Genomic DNA, 19,896 nt, shown 5'->3' on the forward strand with positions numbered 1-19,896 from the left:
GGAGGTGCTATAAGCCAGCAACGAAATCGCCCAAGATTTCTTCCACTTGTCGGGTTTCCACTAAGAAACCGTCGTGACCGGAAGAAGAAGTGACTTGCCGATACTGGGCACCCGGAATCTGACGCGCCAGTTCCGCACATTCTTCCACCGGAAATAGGCGGTCGGAATCTACTCCGATAACTAGGGTGAGCGCGGAGATTGAGCCGGCGGCGCGGCGGGTACCGCCACGTCCGCGCCCAATATCGTGAGTTATCATCGCGCGAGTTAACGCCCGATAAGAACCAGGATCAAAACGCCGCGTCAGTTTCTTACCGTGATAATCCAGGTACGATTCCACCGCATAACGTCCACCTGCCAGAGGATTTTCACCGCATTGGGGATTATGCCCAAAACGGGTGTTTAACTCGGTGCTGGTGCGGTAGGTGGCGTGTGCGATTTGTCGAGCCAGCGCCATTCCGGGGTTACCCGCTTCTTTATCGGCCGCTAAATAGTAGTCGCCACCATCAAAGGTGGGATCTAGCTCTTGGGCACGAACCTGCATATGCGCCCAACCGGTCTGGTCAGCGCTGGTCGCTTCGGCGGTAGCGACCAGCGCCAAGGCCCGTACGCGCTGCGGATATAGGCACGCCCACTCCAGGGCACGGAATCCTCCTGCCGAAGGCCCGACTATCAATGCCCACGACAACACCCCCAGATGTACCCGCAACTTGTTTTCCGCGCGCACCTGGTCACGAGTAGTGATTTCTGGAAACCGTGAACCCCAGGGTAGACCATCGGGGGCGGGCCAGGCCGGGCCAGTAGATCCTTGGCATCCCCCTAGACAATTGGGAGCCACCACAAAGTAGCGATCCGTATCGATTGGTTTGCCTGGGCCTACTACCCGCTCCCACCAGCCAGCAGTGGGATGCGCCGTGGTTTGCGACCCAATCACATGGGAGTCACCAGTTAGCGCATGCTCAATCAAAATTGCATTAGAGGCATCCGCGTTCAGCGTACCCCAGGTTTCATACGCCAGGTAGCCTCCCGGCAGGCTGCCCCCATTTTCTAGAGGCAGTTCTCCCAGGGCAACAAACTGGCGGTTACCGGGGTCATCTCCGGGTAGCCAGGCGGGATTATTTGCCCAGTTAGTGCCGGGATACTGTTGGCGGGGATTAATCCCAGCCCTTTGAACGTTATCCTTAGTTACCGTTTGCATTTTTTTCTTCCTTCAACTGCTATTAGCTGCAGCTACCGAGGGTCACTTCTTAATTGCCGCGAATCCCGCTTCAAGATCAGCGATTATGTCATCTACGTCCTCTAGACCAACCGAAACCCGGATAGTGGATTGGCTGATTCCCGCCGCCGCCAACTCTTGCTCATTAGCTTGCGAATGGGTAGTAGAAGCCGGGTGAATAACTTGGGAACGCAAATCTCCCAGGTTCGCCACATTAGTTAGCAACCCCAAAGCGTCCACGAACGCCTCCCCATCTGCGCGGTCGCCCTCTAAATCGAAAGCCAAAACCGCGCCGGCACCGCCGGGAGCATATTTTTGCTGCAAATCATGGGTGGGAGAAGATGCTAGCCCCGAATAGTTAACCGATGCTACCTGCGGGTGCGCCTCCAAGAACTCCGCCACTTTCTGGGCGTTCTCTACATGGCGTTGCACCCGCAGCGAAAGGGTTTCAATCCCGATATTTACTAGGAAAGAGTTAAAGGGGCTAGCCGCAAACCCAAAGTCGCGTAGTCCCTGCACTCGGGCTTTCAGGATGAATGCGCTTTCCCCTAGGTCTTTATAGACCAGGCCGTGATAGGAGGGATCCGGCTGGTTGAACTGGGGAAAACGCTCCGGGTCGGCGCCCCAATCGAAGGAGCCACCATCAACAATCACCCCTTGGATAGAGTTTCCGTGTCCGCACAGATATTTCGAGGCCGAATGCACCACAATATCGGCTCCCCACTCTAGGGGGCGGGTCAAATAGGGGGTAGCTACCGTGTTATCCACGATAAAAGGAACCCCGACGCGGTGAGCGGTCTGTGCCACGGCCTCAATATCCAGAAAATCATTCTTCGGGTTGGGAATAGTTTCCCCAAAGAAAGCAATCGTGCGGTCATCGGCGGCTGCCTCCCATTGCGCGGCGTCGGTAGGGTCGGCAACGAAAGTGGTGGTGATGCCATAACGCGGCAGGTTGTTGGCCAGGAACGCGATGGTGCCTCCGTATAGCGAAGGGGAGGCGACAATATTGTCGCCAGCTTCGGCAATCGTCAAAATAGTTAGGGCAATCGCGGCGGCTCCCGAAGAAGTCGAAAGCGCCCCCACTCCGCCCTCTAAGGAGTTCACCCGCTCCTCGAAAACCTCATTAGTGGGGTTATTGAGGCGAGTGTAGATGGGGCCGGGTTCTTTTAGGGCGAAGCGATCGGCGCCCTGTTTCGCGTCCTTAAAAACATAGCCGTTGGTTTGATAAAGGGGTGGTACCGGGGATCCCACTTCTTTATCGGGGCGGTATCCGGCGTGAATCTGGCGGGTATTGAAACCCCAGTTTTGCTTAGTCATTTTCTTTTATCCTTTTAAAAAGTAGATTTGGGTTTTATAAAACGTTTGCCAATAGTCCACTTCGGATAAAGAAAAAGCCCGGCAAGGCAGTCCAAAGGGACTTTCTTTGCACGGGCAAACGCGTCGCCGCCTAGGGGCGGACTGAGAAGAGCTGACCGTGCGGGTCAGCTGAACATTCGACGTGTCATGCACCTAAGATAACCCAGTATTCCCCGAATAATACAAGCTATTTTCAAACTTTGAGAACTAAGTCACTATTTCGGTAAAAGAAAATTCTTAGCTACAAAGCGCTCTAATGGCTGAAAAAGCGCCTCTCAGCGGTTAATCTGGAGGAAGGAATAACCGTAAAGGAGAAATTATGAGCCAAGACAGCTTGCCAAGCGTGGACGCCAATGCTGACCCGGTAGTTTCCTGGAATGTTCAAGAGGGAGCGATGGTAGCTGCCAAACTGGATCCCACTGCGGTTTGTCAGTTCTTCCAGGAACAAAACATCGTTGCTGAGGCTGACTGGTTCCCGGACACTCCCCACTTGTTGGGGATAAATATGCTGCGCAACCAAGCTGATGGTCTGGCTTCCCTGGATGAAGCAGACGAACCCCTGAGAGTAGGGGCGGCGCTTCCAGAAGTAGTAGAGAAACTGGCAGAGAAGTTTGAGGCCGATGTGCTAATCGGCGAATATCATGCCAATAAACTGCCGGCTGATAAACCAATGCCTTCACGCAACGCCGATTCCACCCAGCGGGTGCGGGTAGTGGAGATTTCGCAAATGCCGGTTTCTTCAGTGCCATTTTGCGCCGCCTCAGAAGGTAAAACCCTAGGCTGTATCACCCTTCCGGAGGGTCGGATTGCGTTATTCTATGAAACTATCCGGGCTGACCTCGTAGAAGGCTCCCTGATTTCTCGAATCCCGGCTCTGGGACTCTATGTTTCTGACCATGACCAGCGGATAGTGGCAGTGACTTCCGATGAAAGTGCCGACCCAGAAAAACTGGCGATTCACTCCTGGTTGCTACAAAATCAAGTGGTTCCGGGAGCAGTCGAAAATCCGGATCCAGTCCTACTAGAGGCGGTTCGCGAATACCTCGGCCATTCTTCTTCCCCGAAGCATATTGCCGAAACCGATGGTTGCGATGCTGAGCAGTTAGCAGAAACATTCAAAATACCAGGTCAAGATGGTATGGTGCGGGCAATCGAAGTCCTGGGACTACCAGCTGAAGCCGCTGCCTTCCTCTATGGGCGTCTGGAATTAGAAGACGTACCTGGAATCGAAATCTTCCATGAACCTGGTTGGGCGGCTGCCATGGGGCACAGCGTGGATATGCGGATTCTGTATTCTGATGAGGACGCGAAAACGCCTTTCGGTATCTTGCGGAAGATGGAAATAGAGCATCCCACTTTGATGAAGGCTGCGAACATTGCGCAGTTGGTGGTAGGAGTTTGCCTGCTGGGAGCAGGTTTGGTGGGAGTCGCCGGAAAGAAGCGTTTTTCCAAACTTTCACTGTTGGGTGGGGCGATGCTCTCCCTTGATGGGGGACTGCGCTCATCGATGATTCACCATATGAAGAACCGGATTGTAGGAGATTACTAACGCAGGTGTTTCCTCTGGCGTCCGGCTTTTAAATGGTAGTTGGGGTCTAGGGGTATTTGCGTGCGCTAGTGAGGATCGCGTCGCGAGTCTTTAAGAGAGTGCAGGAAAGCTATTCGCTTTTCCTGCCGGGCAATCAGACGGTCGATATAGGCAGAAACTTTTCCTTGCCAGGGTTTCCCAGTTTCAGTAACCAGGCGCGAACGCCACTTTCTCCCCGTTCTTAGCGTTGACTGCTCGGGCAAAGTAGTGTCAGCGGGCTCATCCAAATCAACCTTTCCGCTCAATCGGTGGTGCGCCCAATCCAACGTGAGTGGTGAAGATAGGGAAACATAGTTAGGCGTTTCGGTGCCATGCACGTCCTCAGCTTCTGTAACTTTGAGTGCCTTAGGAGGATTAGCGATAAACGAGCAACAGATCAGCATTACTCGCGAAAGCAAGTTAATCCACAGCAGCAAAGTGGCGATAGCCGCAAAGGAAGCAAGTAGGGGATTATCAACCGCTCCCACTACCGAGGTTCCCAGGGATCTAATCAGGGTGGATAGCATCCCGAAGATTGCTAAACCGCAGAGAAGATCAATTTTTGGGACTCTGACTAGAGCCACAAAACGAATCAAAATCCACAGGACTAACCCGTCAATAGCGGCACTAATAAAGAAAGATCCGGATCGAATTAGCAGCGAAGCAAACGCAGATTCCACCCCGATTGCCAGCAATATTTCCTTCCCAACAATCGAATTCATCAAGGTTAAAATCCCGGTGGCGCCCACTCCCAAAGCAATAACCACAAACCCCAGCAGGTCTCGCAGTTTCTCCATTGCCGCCCCGGCAGGTACCTGATCTATTCCGAACATGGCGCGGATAGAAGATTTCATAGCCCGCATTACCCCGGTAGCGGAAAATAGCAGCACTACTATCGCCACTATTCCGGTGATTGAAAAAGAGGTGGAAAGTACCAGATCTGAGGGACTCAAGATTCCAGAAGAACCGTTCCATTCCAGCACTCCCGGTAGGGAAGTAGCAATCGAGGAAAATACGGCATCCTGCAGGCGAGGACTACGCCCGAGGGCTCCTAGCAAGACCGTGACCCCAATTGTGAGGGCGGCAGCGAGCGAAAAAATCGCGGAATAAGCAATTCCGCCAGCCAGCAGCGCTCCCCGTCCATTGCTGTAACGCATGAGCGAACGCACGATCCGGGTGCGCTGAATCCAGAGGGCAAATGTTTTAGCTTTTTCTGCTATCCCTGCTTGTGCTCTCACCTCGGAAAAAGTAGGTGAAAATTGTTCAGGGTGGCGAGCGCGCACCGATAGCTGCGGCGAGCTGTTGATTTCTTGCATAGTTTCAATCTAGCGGTTTCAGATTGCGAAAGCATTCTTGAAACGAACAAAAACGCTCGGAAAAAAAGACAATTAGGAACATTTGGGGTAGTCTAGGGGAAAGATTTTCCCAGACATGGAGTAGCTCATGCTAGCGCACCAGCGGCACGATGAAATTTTACGGCAAGTAAATCAAAACGGATCAGTGCGGGTAACTGACCTGGTAACGCTGTTGGACGTATCAGAAATGACGGTGCGGCGTGATATCCGGGTATTGGCGGAAAAAGGGCTACTCGAGCGGGTTCATGGCGGTGCGGTTAGGCTCGAGGTAGAACCGGGGCGCGCAAACCTGCCTGCTAGCGCTCCTAGCGGGGAAGAAAAACTACTCGCACAAGCCGCACTAGAAACTATCCGGCCAGGCTCTAGTGTGTTTATCGGAGGCGGAGGCTGCGGCTCCATTCTGGCTAAACTAATAACCGAGAGCGAATTTTTTTCCTCGCTTACAGTAGCAACTAACTTTTTGCCAGTCGCAAAGATTCTCGACGATGCCCAACAAAAGCAGCGCGACAACGGCACTGTCCCTGCCCAAATAATTATTTTTGGAGGACAACCGGAAAACTATGAAAATCTAGGCTCGCTCACCTTGGCAAATGCCGCTAATTTTTATTTCCATTCGGTATTCATAGAGGCAGAAGGAATAGATAAAGAAACCGGCTTGAGCTGTGAAAATCTTGATAAAGCAGCTTTGGAACGAGTATTGGTTCGCAATTGTGAATTTGCTACCGTAATGGTGCCTACCCGCAGTTGGGGGCGCACGGCGTTAAACGTAGTTTGCCCCCTGAAGCAACTCTCGCGGGTGGTATCGGCCACGGAGCCGCCTACAGAAATAGCGGAGGCTTTGACCCAGGCGCAAATAATGCTGGACCTGCGCGAGCCCTAATCGGATCAGTAAAGATAGGTAAAGTCATGAGCCTGCACCTAATAATTCCCGCTGGAGGCCCCGGAAGCCGGCTCTGGCCGCTCTCGCGGGCAGGGCAACCCAAATTTCTACTTGACTTGCTGGGTCAGGGGTCTAGCCTTCTGCAAGCGACTGTGGATCGACTTCGCCCTCTAGCTGCGTCCTTAACGGTGGTAACCGGTGCCGATCACGCCGCAGCTGTAGCCTCCCAAAACCTAGCCGAACGTTTAAACCCCGAGGTGAGCAGTAACTATGTGGCGCTACTTGAGCCCAGCCGGAAAAACTCTCTCGGAGCAATTGCCTGGGCAGCGGCGCGGCTGCAAGCAAAATATGGCTCCGTGATAGCCGGATCTTTTGCGGCTGACCATGCGATCAAAGACGTAGCTGCATTTCGCAGCGCAGTAGCTGCGGCAGTTAAAGCCGCCGAGGGCGGAAAAATCGTAACTATTGGGATAGCCCCTACCCACCCTTCCACTGCCTACGGCTATATCTGTGCTTCCGATACAGTTTTGAGTTCGGAAAGTGAGCAGCCAGCAGTTCTGGTAGCGAAAAGTTTTCAAGAAAAACCCTCTGAGCGTCAGGCCAGAAGCTACCTAGAAGCCGGGGGCTACTTTTGGAATGCAGGAATGTTCGTTTTCAACACCGAGATCCTGCTCTCTCACCTGCAAAAACTGCTCCCTGATTACTTTGAAACCATCCAAGAGATGCTCAACTATGAGGAAGGAAGTCCCCAGTTCAAAGAGCTGTGGAACTCCCTACCTTCCTATCCCATCGATACCGCAATAGCGGAACCGGTAGCCGCAGCCGGTGGGGTAGCCGTAGTCGCTGCTGCGGATTTTGGTTGGTCAGATGTGGGAGATTTTGATTCCCTACATGCTGCGCTAGCGGGTGACAATCTGCAAACCCCGATAGTGAGAGGAGACGGACGAACTCAGGTTCTTGCTAGTCCCGGTGCCTTTATTGATCACCAGGGCGAAGAAAAACTGGTAGTTCTAGGAGTTCCTAACGCGGTAGTGATCCGCCGCGGGGACGTAACTTTGGTGACCACCGCAGACAATGCCCAAAAAATAGGGGACATGGCCAGTGAACAAGGGGAACTAGCTTGAGGTTCTTAAGACAGGCGATAGCGCTGTTTGTAGCGACTTTGACTCTCGCGGGTTGTGCAGGCACCAATGTGGCACCCACGGGTTATATAAATGCCGCAGATTTTCGCACCTGCCTGCTGACCTTGGGGAAAGACAAGGTGGGCTCGATTAACTCCAGTGCCATCAGCGCTTTAAATGACGGCAAGAAACGGCTGGGGGTGGCCGCCCATCGCAGCATGGTTGATTCCCCGGAAAAGATAGAGAAGGCTATCGCTCGCGATATTTCTATCAACTGCTCCTTGATCATTGGGGTGGGGGAGGCCTTTGTGGAACCCCTGATGAATCAGGCAAAATATCATCGAGCGCGTCATTTTGCTCTGCTGCTGCCACCGGGAGCTACTGCTCAAGCCACCCGAGATAACGTCGCAATAGTTACCTATGACCTGAGTCAGCCCGCCTATGTAGCTGGGTTTATTGCGGCGGGTACTTCTGCAAGTGGGCAGGTAGCGGCAATTGCGGGGGCGAAAAACCGGACTAATCAAACTTTGCTGGCAGCTTTTGCTAAAGGGGTTGCCCGCTACAACACCGAACAAGCCGAAAAAAATTCCCAAGCGGTGAAAGTTAATGCGAAAGCCAATGGAAATGGCTTATATCTGGGGGAGAAGACTACTGCTCCCCAGGTAAAAGGCGAAGTAGAAACCCTAATAAAGCAGGGTGCGGATGTGATTTTCTTTGCTGAAGGAGCGCAGAGCCCAGCAGGGTTATCAGCGATTAGTAAGGAAAATCAGGATCGGGGAAAAGCCGCTAAAGCTGCTGCTGAAGCCCGCGAAAGTGCGCAGCCAGATGGCGAGCCCGCCAGCAATAGCCCCTCTGAAAGCACCGGAGAATCTAATCCTTCCTCAGAGCCGACCGCGGTTGTGCCGGAAAATGATGCTGTAGGTTCGGTTACTGCGATTTGGTATTTAACTGATGGTCACCAAACCCAGTCAAGCCCGGCGGGAAAGACCCCTCCCGTTTTAACGTCGATTGTTCCAGATCTTTCGCAGGCGATGATTTCTTTGATTGAACAGGCACGCAAAGACCGATATGCCGCTAACTCGACTCAGATTTTGGGAACCTATAAGAACGGCTGGGTGGGACTTACCCCATTCTATGAATATGACTCTACGGTGCCTAATGGGGTTAAGAAAAAGTCGCAAACCATTGAGGAGGAGTTCCGGCAAGGAACTTTAAAACTGTAGCGTTATTCTTCCTGCTAGTTAGGGTTTTGAAAGAGAAAATCGGCGATGTTCCTGTTATCAGTGGGTAGATTAGCCCCTGAGATTAGGCTTCGTCGGGATAGAGCTGATGAATAGCTGCTGCTAAATCGATGACTTCTTTTTTACTCATCTCGATTACTAGGCGCCCGCCGCCTAAAGCCGGTAGGCGCAATACCACTTCCCGACCTTCTTCCGTGCGAGCTCCGTCCTCGGCTACTTCTAACGGACCATCTCCGGTTCGCGGTTTCATTGCTGCCATGCTGACCCCCAGAGAGCTAGATAAATACCAGTAAAATTAGTGCTAACTCAGCCAATTATAGCAGATGAAAGCCCTAGTGCCGGGGAGGTGTTTGTCACTTACCTGCTATTTGTTGCTATTGATATTATTCCTGTCCAACTTTAGATACTTGAAACTGATAGTTTCTAAATAGCGTGGGTGTTAGTGTAAAAAAGTGACTGTGAAACTTTTCCCCAGTTTTGTTGGATTTTTCCCCACTCTCTTCTGGGGTACCGGGCACCCAGCTTCTCCGGTCACTTTGATTGTTTTGACGATTGTTATCGCGGTGCTGCTGCTCGCTGAGGGACAACTTAAAGAATAGGGCGTATGTACTACTTCTTATCGGTACTAGCGCTCTCCCTGGTGATGAACCTCCTGATCACCTGGTTTTTTGAGCTGGTGGTAGCGCTCACCTGGGGGTTGCGCACCTGGCGTGCCCTGTTCATAGTAGCTTTGGTAAACGCAGCTACTAATCCGCCGGTATCTGCGTTGATGGTTTTCCTTAGTTTCACCACTCTAGGGCGCAGTAGTCTGTGGTTATTACTAATCCTTGAGCCCCTGATTGTGCTGATAGAAGGCTGGATTTATCAACGTGCCCTGCCGCAGTTAGCTCGTCCCTATTTATTCTCATTGGTTGCAAATCTGGCCTCAGCAGTCCTAGGGATGTTGATATGATTAGAGGGCATAATCCCCTAGGAGCCAAATATGTCTGATTCCCCTGCAGTTTTGAAAAAGTTCCGAATTTTTATTGTCACTTTATTCCTGGCGGCGCTATCCTTAATAGTTGCCCCCAGTTCCGCCAGGGGAGATGATGCTAAGCCGTGGAGTGCTATGACGTCCGAAGATTATTACGTTATTGTGTCTGCCTGGGACGGGGTAAATATCCGAGAATATCCTGGTGTCAACTACGATAAATTGGCGTTTGCCTCTCAGGGAACCCGCCTACACGTAATCGGATCCGTAACTAATGAGAATGGCAAGCCTTGGCTGAGAATAGACTATCCTTCCGGATGGGCGGCTGCCAGTGAGGTAACAAACGAACGGTATTATACGCCGCCAGCTCCGGCTATCACTGAATCTGCTCCGGTGGCTCCGAAAACTACGCCCACGCAAACCGCCACTAAGACTGTAACCGCCACCGCGAAGGCCCCGGATGCGGAGCAATCTTCGCAAAAGTCAGGTATCAGTAAGGGATTGGTTATCGCCCTGGTGGCGATAGTGGCGGTTATCTGCATAATCTCGATTCTGTTGCTTTACATGCTATTTATTAGAGGCAAGAAGAACTTGCCCGGCTCCCCGGCCACGCCTTGGTAGTTCCGCTTAAGAAGCTTCGGGAGCCTGACCGATAATTTCTAGGGCCTGGGCAGGGGTATCAACCAGTTGCACCGCCGCTAGCTCCGTCTCAGTAATAGTTCCCGCGCTTAATAGTTGATCTTTTAGCCAGGAAATCAGCCCGCTCCAATAGTCGCGTCCTACCAATACGACAGGGAAGGACTTAATCTTTCCGGTTTCCGCCAAGGTTACGGCCTCAAAAAGCTCATCTAAAGTACCAAATCCTCCCGGAAGGACTACGAAGCCCTGGGCGTATTTAACAAACATGGTTTTGCGAGCAAAGAAATACCGGAAATAGATCCCCAGCGAAACCCAATCATTGAACATTTGCTCATGGGGTAGCTCGATTCCTAGTCCCACCGAAATCCCTCCGGCTTCGGTACAGCCTTTGCAGGTGGCCTCCATTTGCCCGGGGCCTCCACCGGTAATCACCGACCAGCCGGATTCAGCCAGCAATTTCCCGGTTTCTTCCCCCAGGGCGTACTCGGGGCTATCTTGGGGAGTGCGAGCTGAGCCAAAAACCGAAATCGCCGGCCCTAGTTCGGCCAGGGCTCCAAAACCCTCAATAAACTCACTTTGAATCCGCAGCACCCGCCAAGTGTCTTCATGTAACCAATCAGTATCCTTTTGCGGACCCAACAAACGCTGTTCGGAAGTCTCCGTGGGTCTTAAGGGGCTCCGCATCTGAATAGGGCCACTACGGTAAACACCTTTATTCGTAAAACTTCTCACTCGCGCAGCATATCAGGACGCAGGTTAAGCCTTAGTTAACCCCGCCGAAACATTAGGTAGCGAGGTGTTAGAGCCGAAACGAAAGTGCAGGCAGGGCTGGGATAAAAACCAATAAATACCCGTAAAAAGTGAGAAAAATATTTGTGTTTTATTCTTGCGGGCAGTAAACCCCGACTGCTAGTCCATCTCCACAGGTCAGCACATTGGCAATGAAACGCTCATCTTCAAGCAGGGAAGTGACCGCCTGCCGCATATGGGTAGTTTCCATTTCTCGACGGGCGGGATCGCCAACTTGATCCATCCAGAGGGCGTGCACGATTGCTACCATGCCACCCGGGCGTAATATCCGGGTAGCCTGTTCGATATAGCTAGCAATTTCCCGCACATCACCGTCAATCACCACCAGATCGTAGGCGGCGCCTGCCATCCGGGGCAATACTTCCAGGGCATGACCGTTAATCAAGCGGGTACGGTTCGATTTTTGGGCAGCAGCTCGAAAAGCGCTGCGAGCGGCCGCCTGGAACTCTGACTCCGAGTCAATAGTGGTCAGCACTCCGTTTTCGGACATTCCTGCTAGCAGGTAGAGGCCAGAAACTCCCGCTCCAGTCCCAATCTCAAAAATGGCTTTAGCTCCGCAAGCAGCCGAAAGCATCCGGAGAGCTGCTCCAGTGGCGGGCGAAACCGGAGCCGCTCCCATTTCTACAGCTGCGGCGCGCGCTGCCACGGTGACTTCGTCCTCTACCACCTGAGACTCGGTCCAGTCCCAACTTAAAGCCTTGTTGTTATTCATGAAGATTTCCTTGCTAGCGGATTTGCGCTTTTTACCAGTTTATGAAACCTGCGAGGCCGCTTACAGTGGTTTGACACCCAGATTGCGTCCTGCCAGGGAACGGGTGCGTTTAGTAAGCGCCTTAGCCACCTGGTTAATAGCTTGCGAGGCCGGAGAATCTGGGTGCATGGCTACCACCGGAGTTCCCTGGTCAGAGCCTTCCCGCAAGGTGATATCCAGCGGTACCTGCGCCAAAACCGGAACCTGATAACCCAGTTGCGCGCTAAGGCGTCCGGCTACCATTTCTCCGCCACCGGTACCAAACAGGTTCAACTTGCTGCCGTCCGGCTGGGACAGGTAAGACATATTTTCTATTACCCCGATTACTCGCTGATCAGTTTGCGCTCCGATAACTCCGGCGCGTTCAGCAACTTCTGCTGCCGCTACCTGCGGAGTAGTCACCACCAAAATCTCTGATCGGGGTAGCAGCTGGGAAATCGAGATTGCCACGTCACCGGTTCCCGGCGGTAGATCCAGTAGTAAAACATCCAGGTCGCCCCAGTACACATCGGCTAAAAATTGCTGCAGTGCACGGTGCAACATAGGACCGCGCCAAATCACCGGCTGCCCTTCCGGGACGAACATTCCGATAGAGATGACTTTGACCCCGCCGGCAACCGGGGGAACGATCATGCCGTCGATAACCGTAGGTTCTTCCGCTACCCCTAGCATCCGGGGAATGGAAAAACCATAAATATCGGCGTCTAACACTCCAACTTTGAGTCCTTGTGCCGCTAAAGCCAGTGCCAGGTTAGCGGTCATCGAAGATTTTCCTACCCCGCCTTTACCGGAGGTAATCGCGTAGACGCGGGTGAGCGAATCTGGCTGGGCGAAAGGAATAACATTTTGCGGTCCCGAAAGTTTTTCCTTTAAGGCTGCCCGCTGGGCTTCATCCATCACGCCCATCTGCACCGTGACTTCCTTAACGCCGGGAACTTTAGCCGCTTCTTCACGGACATCTTTTTCGATGGTGGCCTGTAACGGACAACCGGCGATGGTTAAATCAACCCCGACACTAACCGCACCGTCCTCGCCGATAGAAACTTCCCGCACCATATCCAGGTCGGTGATAGCCCGCCCCAGTTCGGGATCGATTACCCGGGATAGTGCCTGCCTTACTGCCTCTTCATTTAACTGACTCATGCCCTCTATCCTATATGGCGCGTGCCGCGTCCTCACTTTTGGCTGCGCTGCCCTTCCGAAAGCAAAATCAGGAGTTTAACTATTTTTTACTTTATTCACGAGGTGACGGCGGGGGATTATCCTCTCCGCGCGCATGTTTTCCCCGCTCAGGATGATTTATGTCTTCCTCTATCTCGCGGCGTGCCTTTTGGTACTCCTCTTCGCGGAGCTCATCTAGAAGGTCGCGGAGTTCGCCACGAACGAAGTCTCGGGTGGCCACCTCTGACATTGACAGCCGCAAAGAAGCAATCTCGCGGGTGAGATACTCAATCTCGGCATGATTCTTTTCCGCGCGCCGTCGGTCTTGTTCCGCGGAAACTCGGTCACGGTCGTCTTGCCGGTTTTGTGCCAACAAAATCAGGGGAGAAGCATAGGAAGCCTGCAAAGATAGCATCAAAGTGAGGGCGGTAAAGCCGATAGCTGAGCTGTCAAAACGCCAGGCATCGGGAGCCCAAGAGTTCCAACCTAACCACAAAACTACGAATACCGTCAGGTAGACCAAGAATTGCGGGGTTCCCTGGAAACGCGCAAAAGATTCTGAAACTCGTCCCACGCCCTCGGACTGTAAATTTATGCGCGGAAGTCGAAAACGACGCCTTCTTTCGCGGGGAGTATCAAGCCTGTCCGCCATCTTCGCTCCTTTCCCTGTCCATCGCTAGGTCGGTTACATCCTCGTCAGCGTCGCGCCAATCTGCAGGTAAGAGGTGATCAAGGACGTCATCAACCGAGACCGCACCCAGCAGGTGACGATTCTTATCAACAACCGGTACTGCGGTTAGATTATAGGTAGCCAGCAGCCTGGTTACCGTCCCAATTCCGGCAGTGGGATCCACCCCCTTAAGATCATCATCAAGGATTTGACCCAGCAAGGTTTGAGGCGGCTCCCGCAGAGCTTTCTGGATATGGACAGCCCCTAAGAATCGACCGGTGGGAGTTTCGGTGGGCGGGCGGCAAACACACACCATCGCGGCCAGGGCGGGAGGTATATCTTGCCGGCGCACATGAGCCAGCAAAGTGGCCACGTCGGCATCGGGGGGTAAAACCACCGGGGTGGTGGTCATCAAACCACCAGCGGTGCGTTCCCCGTACACCATCAGGCGGCGAACGTCGGCGGCCTCCTCCGGTTCCATCTCAGCCAGCAGGATTTGCGCTTGTTTTTCTGGCAGTTCTTTCACCAAGTCGGTAGCATCATCTGGCTGCATCACATCTAAAACATCGGCGGCGCGGGCAATATCTAAGGAAGTGAGGATGGAAACGCGATCTTCTTGTCCTAGTTCTTCCAATACGTCCGCTAGCCGTTCATCACCCAGCTGAGCAGCCACTTCTAGGCGGCGTTTTTCCGGCAAATCGGCCAGTACATCTGCCACGTCTGCCGCTTTCGCATCTTCTAACTTAGCCAACAGGGTAGTGGCTTCCTGCGGGAGCACCGATTTGCGCAGATGAGTTACCTCTGAAGGATCAACCAGCATAGTTTCTCCGCGGCTAAGTGCCAGCGCGGAAGTTACCCGCTGTACATAGAGCTTGGTGATATACCAGTCGCGACGGTCATCTTGCTCCATGCACATGTCTTGGATTTTCACGTCCCCGGAACCATCGCGCATAGATAGGACGCGATCCATCAGTTCGCCCATCACCATGGTTTCCGCTACCCGCTGCTGGAACTGACGGATATTAACCAATCCGGTAGTGATTACTTGTCCCGGTTGAATGGCCACAATCCGAGTTACCGGCACAAACACCCGGCGGTGTCCGGCAACCTCAACTACCAAGCCCACCACCGTGGGCAGCCCGGTAAAACGCAAAACGATAATCACATCGGTTACCCGGCCGATTTCGTCTCCTACCGGGTCAAATACCCGAGTGCCCGCCAGTTTTCCAATAAAAACACGGGAACCGATGGGTTTGATTGAGTGCTTGGCATGCTCCATAAATCTAACTTTACGTGAAGATTGGCATTATTTTGCCGCAGCTTCTCTTGGAGACGCTCATTCATATAGGTTTCGTAGGTTTAGGACGAGGCAAAAGGGTGGAAAACAGATTCGCCGAAGGCTAAATCAGCAGGGGCAAGCGCAGATGATTTTGCATTGCCAGCAGGTAACGTACACACTGAAGCTATGGCTTTATTCCAAAATCACCCGGAGACCGCCGCCCCCAGCGGGCAGGATCTAGCGACTTTTCCTTCCAGAGAAAGCGCGGAAGAAGCCATTAATTACTTGCAGTCCAAAGACTTTCCGGTGCGTCAACTACTGGTACAAGAGCGGGGGCTGACCCGCTCCAATCAAGTAGTCGGGGTGGTCACCTGGCCAAAAGCCCTGCTTTCTGGTTTTACCCGTGGCTTGATGATGGGACTTTTCTTAGCTTTACTCTTTGTGCTTTGGAAACCGGCATGGGCGGTTTTTGCGCCCCTAATAATCGGAGCCTTCGCTATTTTTCGAGCTATTGAACGCCTAGTTGCCTGGGCGATTCGGTCTTCCTCCGCCGGTTATCCCATCGCTTTTTCATCTTCCCTGACCGCCGAGAAACACGTCCTAATGACCAGCGAGGATTACTACACTGCCCGGCGTCTCCTCTTAGATGATTCCCGTTTCCAATCGGCAGTAGTTGAGCAAGACGCTCCGAGTAATGTCACAAGCGGCCCCACCGAGTTTGGTTCGGGTTCAGATGAACAGCCGCGCTACGGGGTACGCCTTACTCCGGATGCGCGTCGCCAATTGCGTGCTCAACAGGAACAGCTAAAAGGGCAAGCTCCTGCGGCATCGGCGCCCAACCTGCCTCCTGCAGTTTCGCAAACTCCAGAAAAGAAGCAGGAAAACTCTCCTGGACGGGAAGAAAACGGAGAAGTTTCGGAGGAAACGTCTCCAAACAGTGACCTAAATGACGCCCGTTAGCACTGGTCGTGACGTCAGGGGTATATTTAAGGAAGTTCCGGCGCAGCGACCCTAATCCCGCCGGTTTTTTCATGCTCGAGCTAATACTCAGAACGGCTGTAAGGAGGCGCGGATGAAGGTTCGCCAGGATTTGCGAAATGTGGCAATCGTTGCCCACGTAGACCACGGAAAAACTACCCTAGTGGATAAAATGCTTTGGGAATCGGGAGCCTTCGGCGATCATGCCAGCGTAGAAAAAACCGGTGAACGGGTGATGGATTCTGGCGATTTGGAACGCGAAAAGGGGATTACTATCCTCGCGAAAAATACTGCCGTCCATTATGCGGGGAAAGCTGCCCAAAACGTAGGGGTTAGCGAAGGGATCACCATTAACGTGGTGGACACCCCTGGACACGCCGATTTTGGAGGAGAAGTTGAGCGCGCCCTCTCTATGGTGGATGGGGTAGTGCTGCTGGTAGATGCCGCCGAAGGACCGCTGCCACAGACCCGGTTTGTGTTGCGCAAAGCGCTTGCTGCCCGGCTGCCGGTAATCGTGGTGATTAATAAAGTCGATCGCCCAGATTCGCGGATTGAAGAAGTAGAAGCCGAGACCGTTGACCTGCTGCTAGCTTTGGCGCAAGACCTGGTAGACGAGGGCGAAGAAGTAGATTTAGATTCTTTGCTCGATGTTCCGGTGCTTTATTGTTCGGCAAAAGCTGGCTGCTGCTCCTGGGAAAAACCTGCCCGAGGCGAGCTGCCTGGCAGCGACCTCCACGACCTCTTTGATGCGATTATCAACCGGATTCCCGGGCCTGAATATGACCCGGATGCTCCCTTGGGCGCCCACGTAACCAACCTGGATTCTTCTCCTTTCCTAGGGCGCCTGGCCTTGCTCCGTATCCACAACGGCACTTTGCGGCAGGGTGAACACGTAGGTTGGGCGCGTCATGACGGCTCAATTACTGACGTGAAGCTCACCGAGCTGCTGGCCACTTTCGGTTTGGAACGAAAAAGCGTAGAGGAAGCCCACGCCGGAGATATCGTGGCGGTAGCCGGAATCCCGGAAATCACTATCGGGGAATCCCTGGTGGATTTAGAGGATCCCCGTCCTCTGCCACTGATTAAAGTAGATGATCCCGCTATTTCTATGACCATCGGTACCAACACTTCTCCGCTGGCCGGCAGGGTTAAAGGGCATAAACTCACGGCTCGCCAAGTTAAAGACCGCCTAGATCGCGAACTGATCGGGAACGTGTCCTTAAAAGTGTTGCCTACTGAGCGCCCAGATGCCTGGGAGGTGCAAGGACGCGGGGAATTAGCCTTGGCGATCCTAATTGAACAGATGCGCCGGGAAGGGTTCGAGTTAACCGCCGGGAAACCCCAGGTAGTAACCAAAGAGATTGACGGGAAAACCTGTGAGCCGATGGAGCTAATGACTATCGATGTTCCCGAAGATTATCTGGGTAAAGTCACCGAACTAATGGCGGCTCGCAAAGGTAAGCTCCAAACCATGTCTAATCATGGCACCGGCTGGGTGCGCCTGATTTTCCGGGTACCGGCGCGTGGCCTGATTTCTTTCCGTTCCAAGTTCCTGACCGATACTCGCGGTTCGGGGATCGCTTCTTCCATTGCTGACGGCTATGCACCCTGGCAAGGAACCATTACCCGCCGGCAAAGCGGCTCGTTGGTTTCGGATCGCGCCGGGAAATCCACCCCCTACGCCCTGATTCAGCTGCAAGAACGGGGCAGTTTTATTATTCAACCCGGTAGTGAAGTCTACGAGGGGCAAGTGGTAGCCGAAAACCCCCGCGGGGAAGATATGGATGTCAACATCACCCGGGAGAAGAAACAAACGAATATGCGTTCTTCCACTGCCGATGCCTTCGAGGGGCTAGTTCCTCCCCGGGTGCTGACTCTGGAAGAATCCCTAGAGTTTGCAGCCGAGGACGAATGCGTCGAGGTTACCCCGGAAGAAATCCGGATCCGCAAAGTGGTATTAAGTGCGCAAGACCGTTTCAAAATTGCTTCGCGTCGGCGCCGTCAAGAACGCGGAGAATAAGAGATTTCTGAAGAGCCCGCGGCAGTCAGATTTTTGGTGGGGGAGGAACTCGTTTCCCGGTAACCATCTTTTCTGCCGGTACTGTGACCGGGCCTTTGCGGGTCATAATAGTGACGCTAGCAGGGCTTACCGCTAATACTTCCCCCAGGGCGTCATAGAGACCATCGGCTTCCCGGCGACGTAACACTACCCGTTCGCCTACTTTCCATGACAGCCACGGAAGACGCGGCGGCGGTTTCGGATTGCCTACAGACTTCATAGTGAGATACTAGCAATATCAAGATCAAGGAGAATCTATGACTTACGTAATCGCTGAACCCTGCGTAGATGTTAAGGATCGTGCCTGCGTCGATGAATGCCCTGTAGATTGCATCTACGAGGGTAAACGCACGCTCTATATTCATCCTGAAGAATGCGTAGACTGTGGGGCTTGCGAACCGGTGTGCCCGGTTGAAGCTATCTTCTATGAAGATGACCTGCCCGAAGAATGGGCGGACTACTATCGCGCCAACGTGGACTTCTTTGAACTTAAGGGTTTGGGATCTCCGGGGGGAGCCTCCAGCGTGGGGGCCACCGGCTATGATGATCCCATGATTGAAAAACTACCTCCCCGCGAAGAATAATTTTCACCAAGTCCATTTCCGCTTAACTGGACGGAAACAACGGTAGCAGATGGTGTCGGTGCCTTAGGCTGAGAACATGAAAAACACCGATCTTCCGCGCCCGCTGAATTTACCAGTTTTCCCTTGGGACTTACTTGACCCTTATCGGGAAAAAGCGGCAGCAGTTTCGGGTGGAGCTGTAGATTTATCTATCGGCACTCCCGTCGATAGTTGCCCCCAAAGTGCGCAAAGCGCACTGGCAGCCGCCGCAAATAGTCCAGGCTATCCTACAGTTATCGGCAGCCCCCAGCTGCGCCGCGCGATTGTCAGCTGGGCGCGTAAGAGGGGAATTACCTGCCTGACCGAAGACTCTTGCCTGCCAACTGTGGGGTCTAAGGAACTGGTCGCTAACCTGGGGTGGCAGCTGGGGATAGGGGCTGGTGACAAAATTCTGTTCCCCGAAATTGCCTACCCTACCTACGATATTTGTGCCCGGCTTGCCGGTGCTCAAGGGATTCCGGTTTCCAATGACATTTCAACTTGGCCCCGCGATGCCGCGTTGGTGTGGATCAATACCCCTGCTAATCCCACCGGCTGGGTGGCGAGTAAGCATTGGTTGCGAGAAGTGGTTTCTTGGGCGCGGGAAGTAGGTGCCGTGGTAGCTAGCGACGAATGCTACGCCGAGCTCACCTATGGGGGATCTGATCCGGCGCCCTCATTACTGCAAGAGGACGTGTGTGGGGATAGCCCGGAAAATCTACTGTTGGTGTATTCAGTTTCTAAAGAATCGAATTTGGCAGGTTACCGTGCCGCTTTTATAGCCGGCGATCCGCAGCTTATTCCAGCGCTGGTAGCAGTGCGCAAGCATAGCGGACAAATGATGCCCGCTCCAGTACAGTCCGCATTAACCCAAGTGCTTTCAGAACGCTCCCACGTGGGTGAACAAGTGGAGCGGTATGCTCGGCGGCGAAAAATTCTTGCGGCAGCGCTAGAAAATGCGGGTCTTAAGATTGCTAAAGAATGCCAAGCCGGTCTTTACCTTTGGGTTTTTGATCCTAAAGACCCTGCTGATGAGCAGAAAGTAAGCTTTGATAGCGGAGCCGATTGGCGTTTACTAGATAGATTTGCGCAGGTAGGACTGGTGGTAGCGCCGGAAAGCTTCTACAATTCTTCTCCCGGTTCGCACGTGCGAGTAGCGTTATGTGTCAGCGATCAGGAAATAAATAAAGCTGCCAATTATTTAGCGACATTTGCCTAAGAATGGTGAAGTCTTTAAGAAACTG

General features: G+C 53.1%; 21 protein-coding genes. 11 read left to right on the forward strand and 10 right to left on the reverse strand.

Annotated elements, in window-relative coordinates:
• Window positions 1–7 precede the first annotated feature (7 nt).
• Complete coding sequence (gene metX / locus KO216_RS04325) at window positions 8–1,195, reverse strand: homoserine O-acetyltransferase MetX (RefSeq protein ID WP_215523062.1); 1,188 nt, start codon at window positions 1,193–1,195, stop codon at window positions 8–10.
• A gap of 42 nt (window positions 1,196–1,237) precedes the next feature.
• Complete coding sequence (locus KO216_RS04330) at window positions 1,238–2,530, reverse strand: O-acetylhomoserine aminocarboxypropyltransferase/cysteine synthase family protein (RefSeq protein ID WP_215523063.1); 1,293 nt, start codon at window positions 2,528–2,530, stop codon at window positions 1,238–1,240.
• Between the two features lie 358 nt (window positions 2,531–2,888).
• Here KO216_RS04330 and KO216_RS04335 point away from each other — a divergent pair, with 358 nt between their 5' ends.
• On the forward strand, window positions 2,889–4,118 hold the full coding sequence (locus KO216_RS04335; RefSeq protein ID WP_215523064.1) for a hypothetical protein: 1,230 nt from the start codon (window positions 2,889–2,891) through the stop codon (window positions 4,116–4,118).
• A gap of 65 nt (window positions 4,119–4,183) precedes the next feature.
• On the opposite strand, the gene KO216_RS04340 is transcribed toward KO216_RS04335, so the two are convergent.
• Complete coding sequence (locus tag KO216_RS04340) at window positions 4,184–5,452, reverse strand: YihY/virulence factor BrkB family protein (RefSeq protein WP_215523065.1); 1,269 nt, start codon at window positions 5,450–5,452, stop codon at window positions 4,184–4,186.
• Between the two features lie 127 nt (window positions 5,453–5,579).
• On the opposite strand from KO216_RS04340, the gene KO216_RS04345 reads away from it, so the two are divergent.
• The 3 genes from KO216_RS04345 to KO216_RS04355 are packed head-to-tail and all read left to right on the forward strand — an operon-like array spanning window position 5,580 to window position 8,715.
• Window positions 5,580–6,371: a DeoR/GlpR family DNA-binding transcription regulator gene (locus tag KO216_RS04345; protein ID WP_215523066.1), complete on the forward strand. Its 792-nt coding sequence runs from the start codon at window positions 5,580–5,582 to the stop codon at window positions 6,369–6,371.
• 26 nt (window positions 6,372–6,397) lie between these two features.
• Window positions 6,398–7,495: a mannose-1-phosphate guanylyltransferase gene (locus KO216_RS04350; RefSeq protein ID WP_215523067.1), complete on the forward strand. Its 1,098-nt coding sequence runs from the start codon at window positions 6,398–6,400 to the stop codon at window positions 7,493–7,495.
• A complete protein-coding gene (locus KO216_RS04355; protein ID WP_215523068.1) occupies window positions 7,492–8,715 on the forward strand; it encodes a BMP family lipoprotein in 1,224 nt (407 codons plus the stop codon). Before KO216_RS04350 ends, KO216_RS04355 begins: the two co-directional genes overlap by 4 nt.
• A gap of 82 nt (window positions 8,716–8,797) precedes the next feature.
• Here the strand turns inward: KO216_RS04355 and KO216_RS04360 are convergent, their stop codons facing one another.
• Entirely contained in the window at window positions 8,798–8,992 is a 195-nt protein-coding gene (locus tag KO216_RS04360; protein WP_215523069.1) for a DUF3117 domain-containing protein, read from the reverse strand.
• Between the two features lie 193 nt (window positions 8,993–9,185).
• Between KO216_RS04360 and KO216_RS04365 the strand changes: the two genes are divergently transcribed.
• Genes KO216_RS04365 through KO216_RS04375 form a run of 3 tightly spaced genes read left to right on the forward strand, consistent with a single transcriptional unit; the run spans window position 9,186 to window position 10,324 of the window.
• Window positions 9,186–9,332: a hypothetical protein gene (locus KO216_RS04365; protein ID WP_215523070.1), complete on the forward strand. Its 147-nt coding sequence runs from the start codon at window positions 9,186–9,188 to the stop codon at window positions 9,330–9,332.
• 5 nt (window positions 9,333–9,337) lie between these two features.
• Complete coding sequence (locus tag KO216_RS04370; RefSeq protein WP_215523071.1) at window positions 9,338–9,685, forward strand: hypothetical protein; 348 nt, start codon at window positions 9,338–9,340, stop codon at window positions 9,683–9,685.
• 30 nt (window positions 9,686–9,715) lie between these two features.
• On the forward strand, window positions 9,716–10,324 hold the full coding sequence (locus KO216_RS04375) for an SH3 domain-containing protein (protein WP_215523072.1): 609 nt from the start codon (window positions 9,716–9,718) through the stop codon (window positions 10,322–10,324).
• Between the two features lie 6 nt (window positions 10,325–10,330).
• On the opposite strand, the gene KO216_RS04380 is transcribed toward KO216_RS04375, so the two are convergent.
• From KO216_RS04380 to KO216_RS04400, 5 genes are all read right to left on the reverse strand, one after another.
• Window positions 10,331–11,026, reverse strand: a complete 696-nt coding sequence (locus KO216_RS04380; protein ID WP_215523073.1) for an LOG family protein — start codon at window positions 11,024–11,026, stop codon at window positions 10,331–10,333.
• Between the two features lie 196 nt (window positions 11,027–11,222).
• The gene (locus tag KO216_RS04385) at window positions 11,223–11,864 is read right to left on the reverse strand and encodes an O-methyltransferase (protein ID WP_215523074.1); all 642 of its coding nucleotides are present in this window, start codon (window positions 11,862–11,864) and stop codon (window positions 11,223–11,225) included.
• Between the two features lie 60 nt (window positions 11,865–11,924).
• Window positions 11,925–13,046 (reverse strand): P-loop NTPase, encoded by a 1,122-nt coding sequence (locus KO216_RS04390; protein ID WP_215523075.1) that lies wholly within the window; start codon window positions 13,044–13,046, stop codon window positions 11,925–11,927.
• 91 nt (window positions 13,047–13,137) lie between these two features.
• The gene (locus KO216_RS04395) at window positions 13,138–13,716 is read right to left on the reverse strand and encodes a DUF1003 domain-containing protein (protein ID WP_215523076.1); all 579 of its coding nucleotides are present in this window, start codon (window positions 13,714–13,716) and stop codon (window positions 13,138–13,140) included.
• Window positions 13,700–15,013, reverse strand: coding sequence for a magnesium transporter MgtE N-terminal domain-containing protein (locus tag KO216_RS04400; RefSeq protein ID WP_215523077.1), 1,314 nt, complete (start codon window positions 15,011–15,013; stop codon window positions 13,700–13,702). The genes KO216_RS04395 and KO216_RS04400 overlap by 17 nt, the downstream gene beginning before the upstream one ends.
• Window positions 15,014–15,199: 186 nt before the next feature.
• Here KO216_RS04400 and KO216_RS04405 point away from each other — a divergent pair, with 186 nt between their 5' ends.
• The gene (locus KO216_RS04405; RefSeq protein WP_215523078.1) at window positions 15,200–15,973 is read left to right on the forward strand and encodes a general stress protein; all 774 of its coding nucleotides are present in this window, start codon (window positions 15,200–15,202) and stop codon (window positions 15,971–15,973) included.
• 112 nt (window positions 15,974–16,085) lie between these two features.
• Window positions 16,086–18,011, forward strand: a complete 1,926-nt coding sequence (gene typA, locus KO216_RS04410) for a translational GTPase TypA (protein WP_215523079.1) — start codon at window positions 16,086–16,088, stop codon at window positions 18,009–18,011.
• Window positions 18,012–18,036: 25 nt separating this feature from the next.
• Here typA and KO216_RS04415 read toward each other — a convergent pair whose 3' ends face one another.
• Entirely contained in the window at window positions 18,037–18,270 is a 234-nt protein-coding gene (locus KO216_RS04415; RefSeq protein ID WP_215523080.1) for a hypothetical protein, read from the reverse strand.
• Window positions 18,271–18,307: 37 nt separating this feature from the next.
• Between KO216_RS04415 and fdxA the strand changes: the two genes are divergently transcribed.
• Window positions 18,308–18,634, forward strand: a complete 327-nt coding sequence (gene fdxA, locus KO216_RS04420; protein WP_215523081.1) for a ferredoxin — start codon at window positions 18,308–18,310, stop codon at window positions 18,632–18,634.
• 76 nt (window positions 18,635–18,710) lie between these two features.
• Window positions 18,711–19,871 carry a succinyldiaminopimelate transaminase gene (dapC, locus tag KO216_RS04425; RefSeq protein WP_215523082.1) on the forward strand — a complete coding sequence of 387 codons (1,161 nt, stop codon included), beginning with the start codon at window positions 18,711–18,713 and terminating at the stop codon, window positions 19,869–19,871.
• Window positions 19,872–19,896: the final 25 nt, after the last annotated feature.

This window comes from Varibaculum prostatecancerukia, from assembly GCF_943169825.2.
GTDB classification, from domain to species: Bacteria; Actinomycetota; Actinomycetes; order Actinomycetales; family Actinomycetaceae; genus Varibaculum; species Varibaculum prostatecancerukia.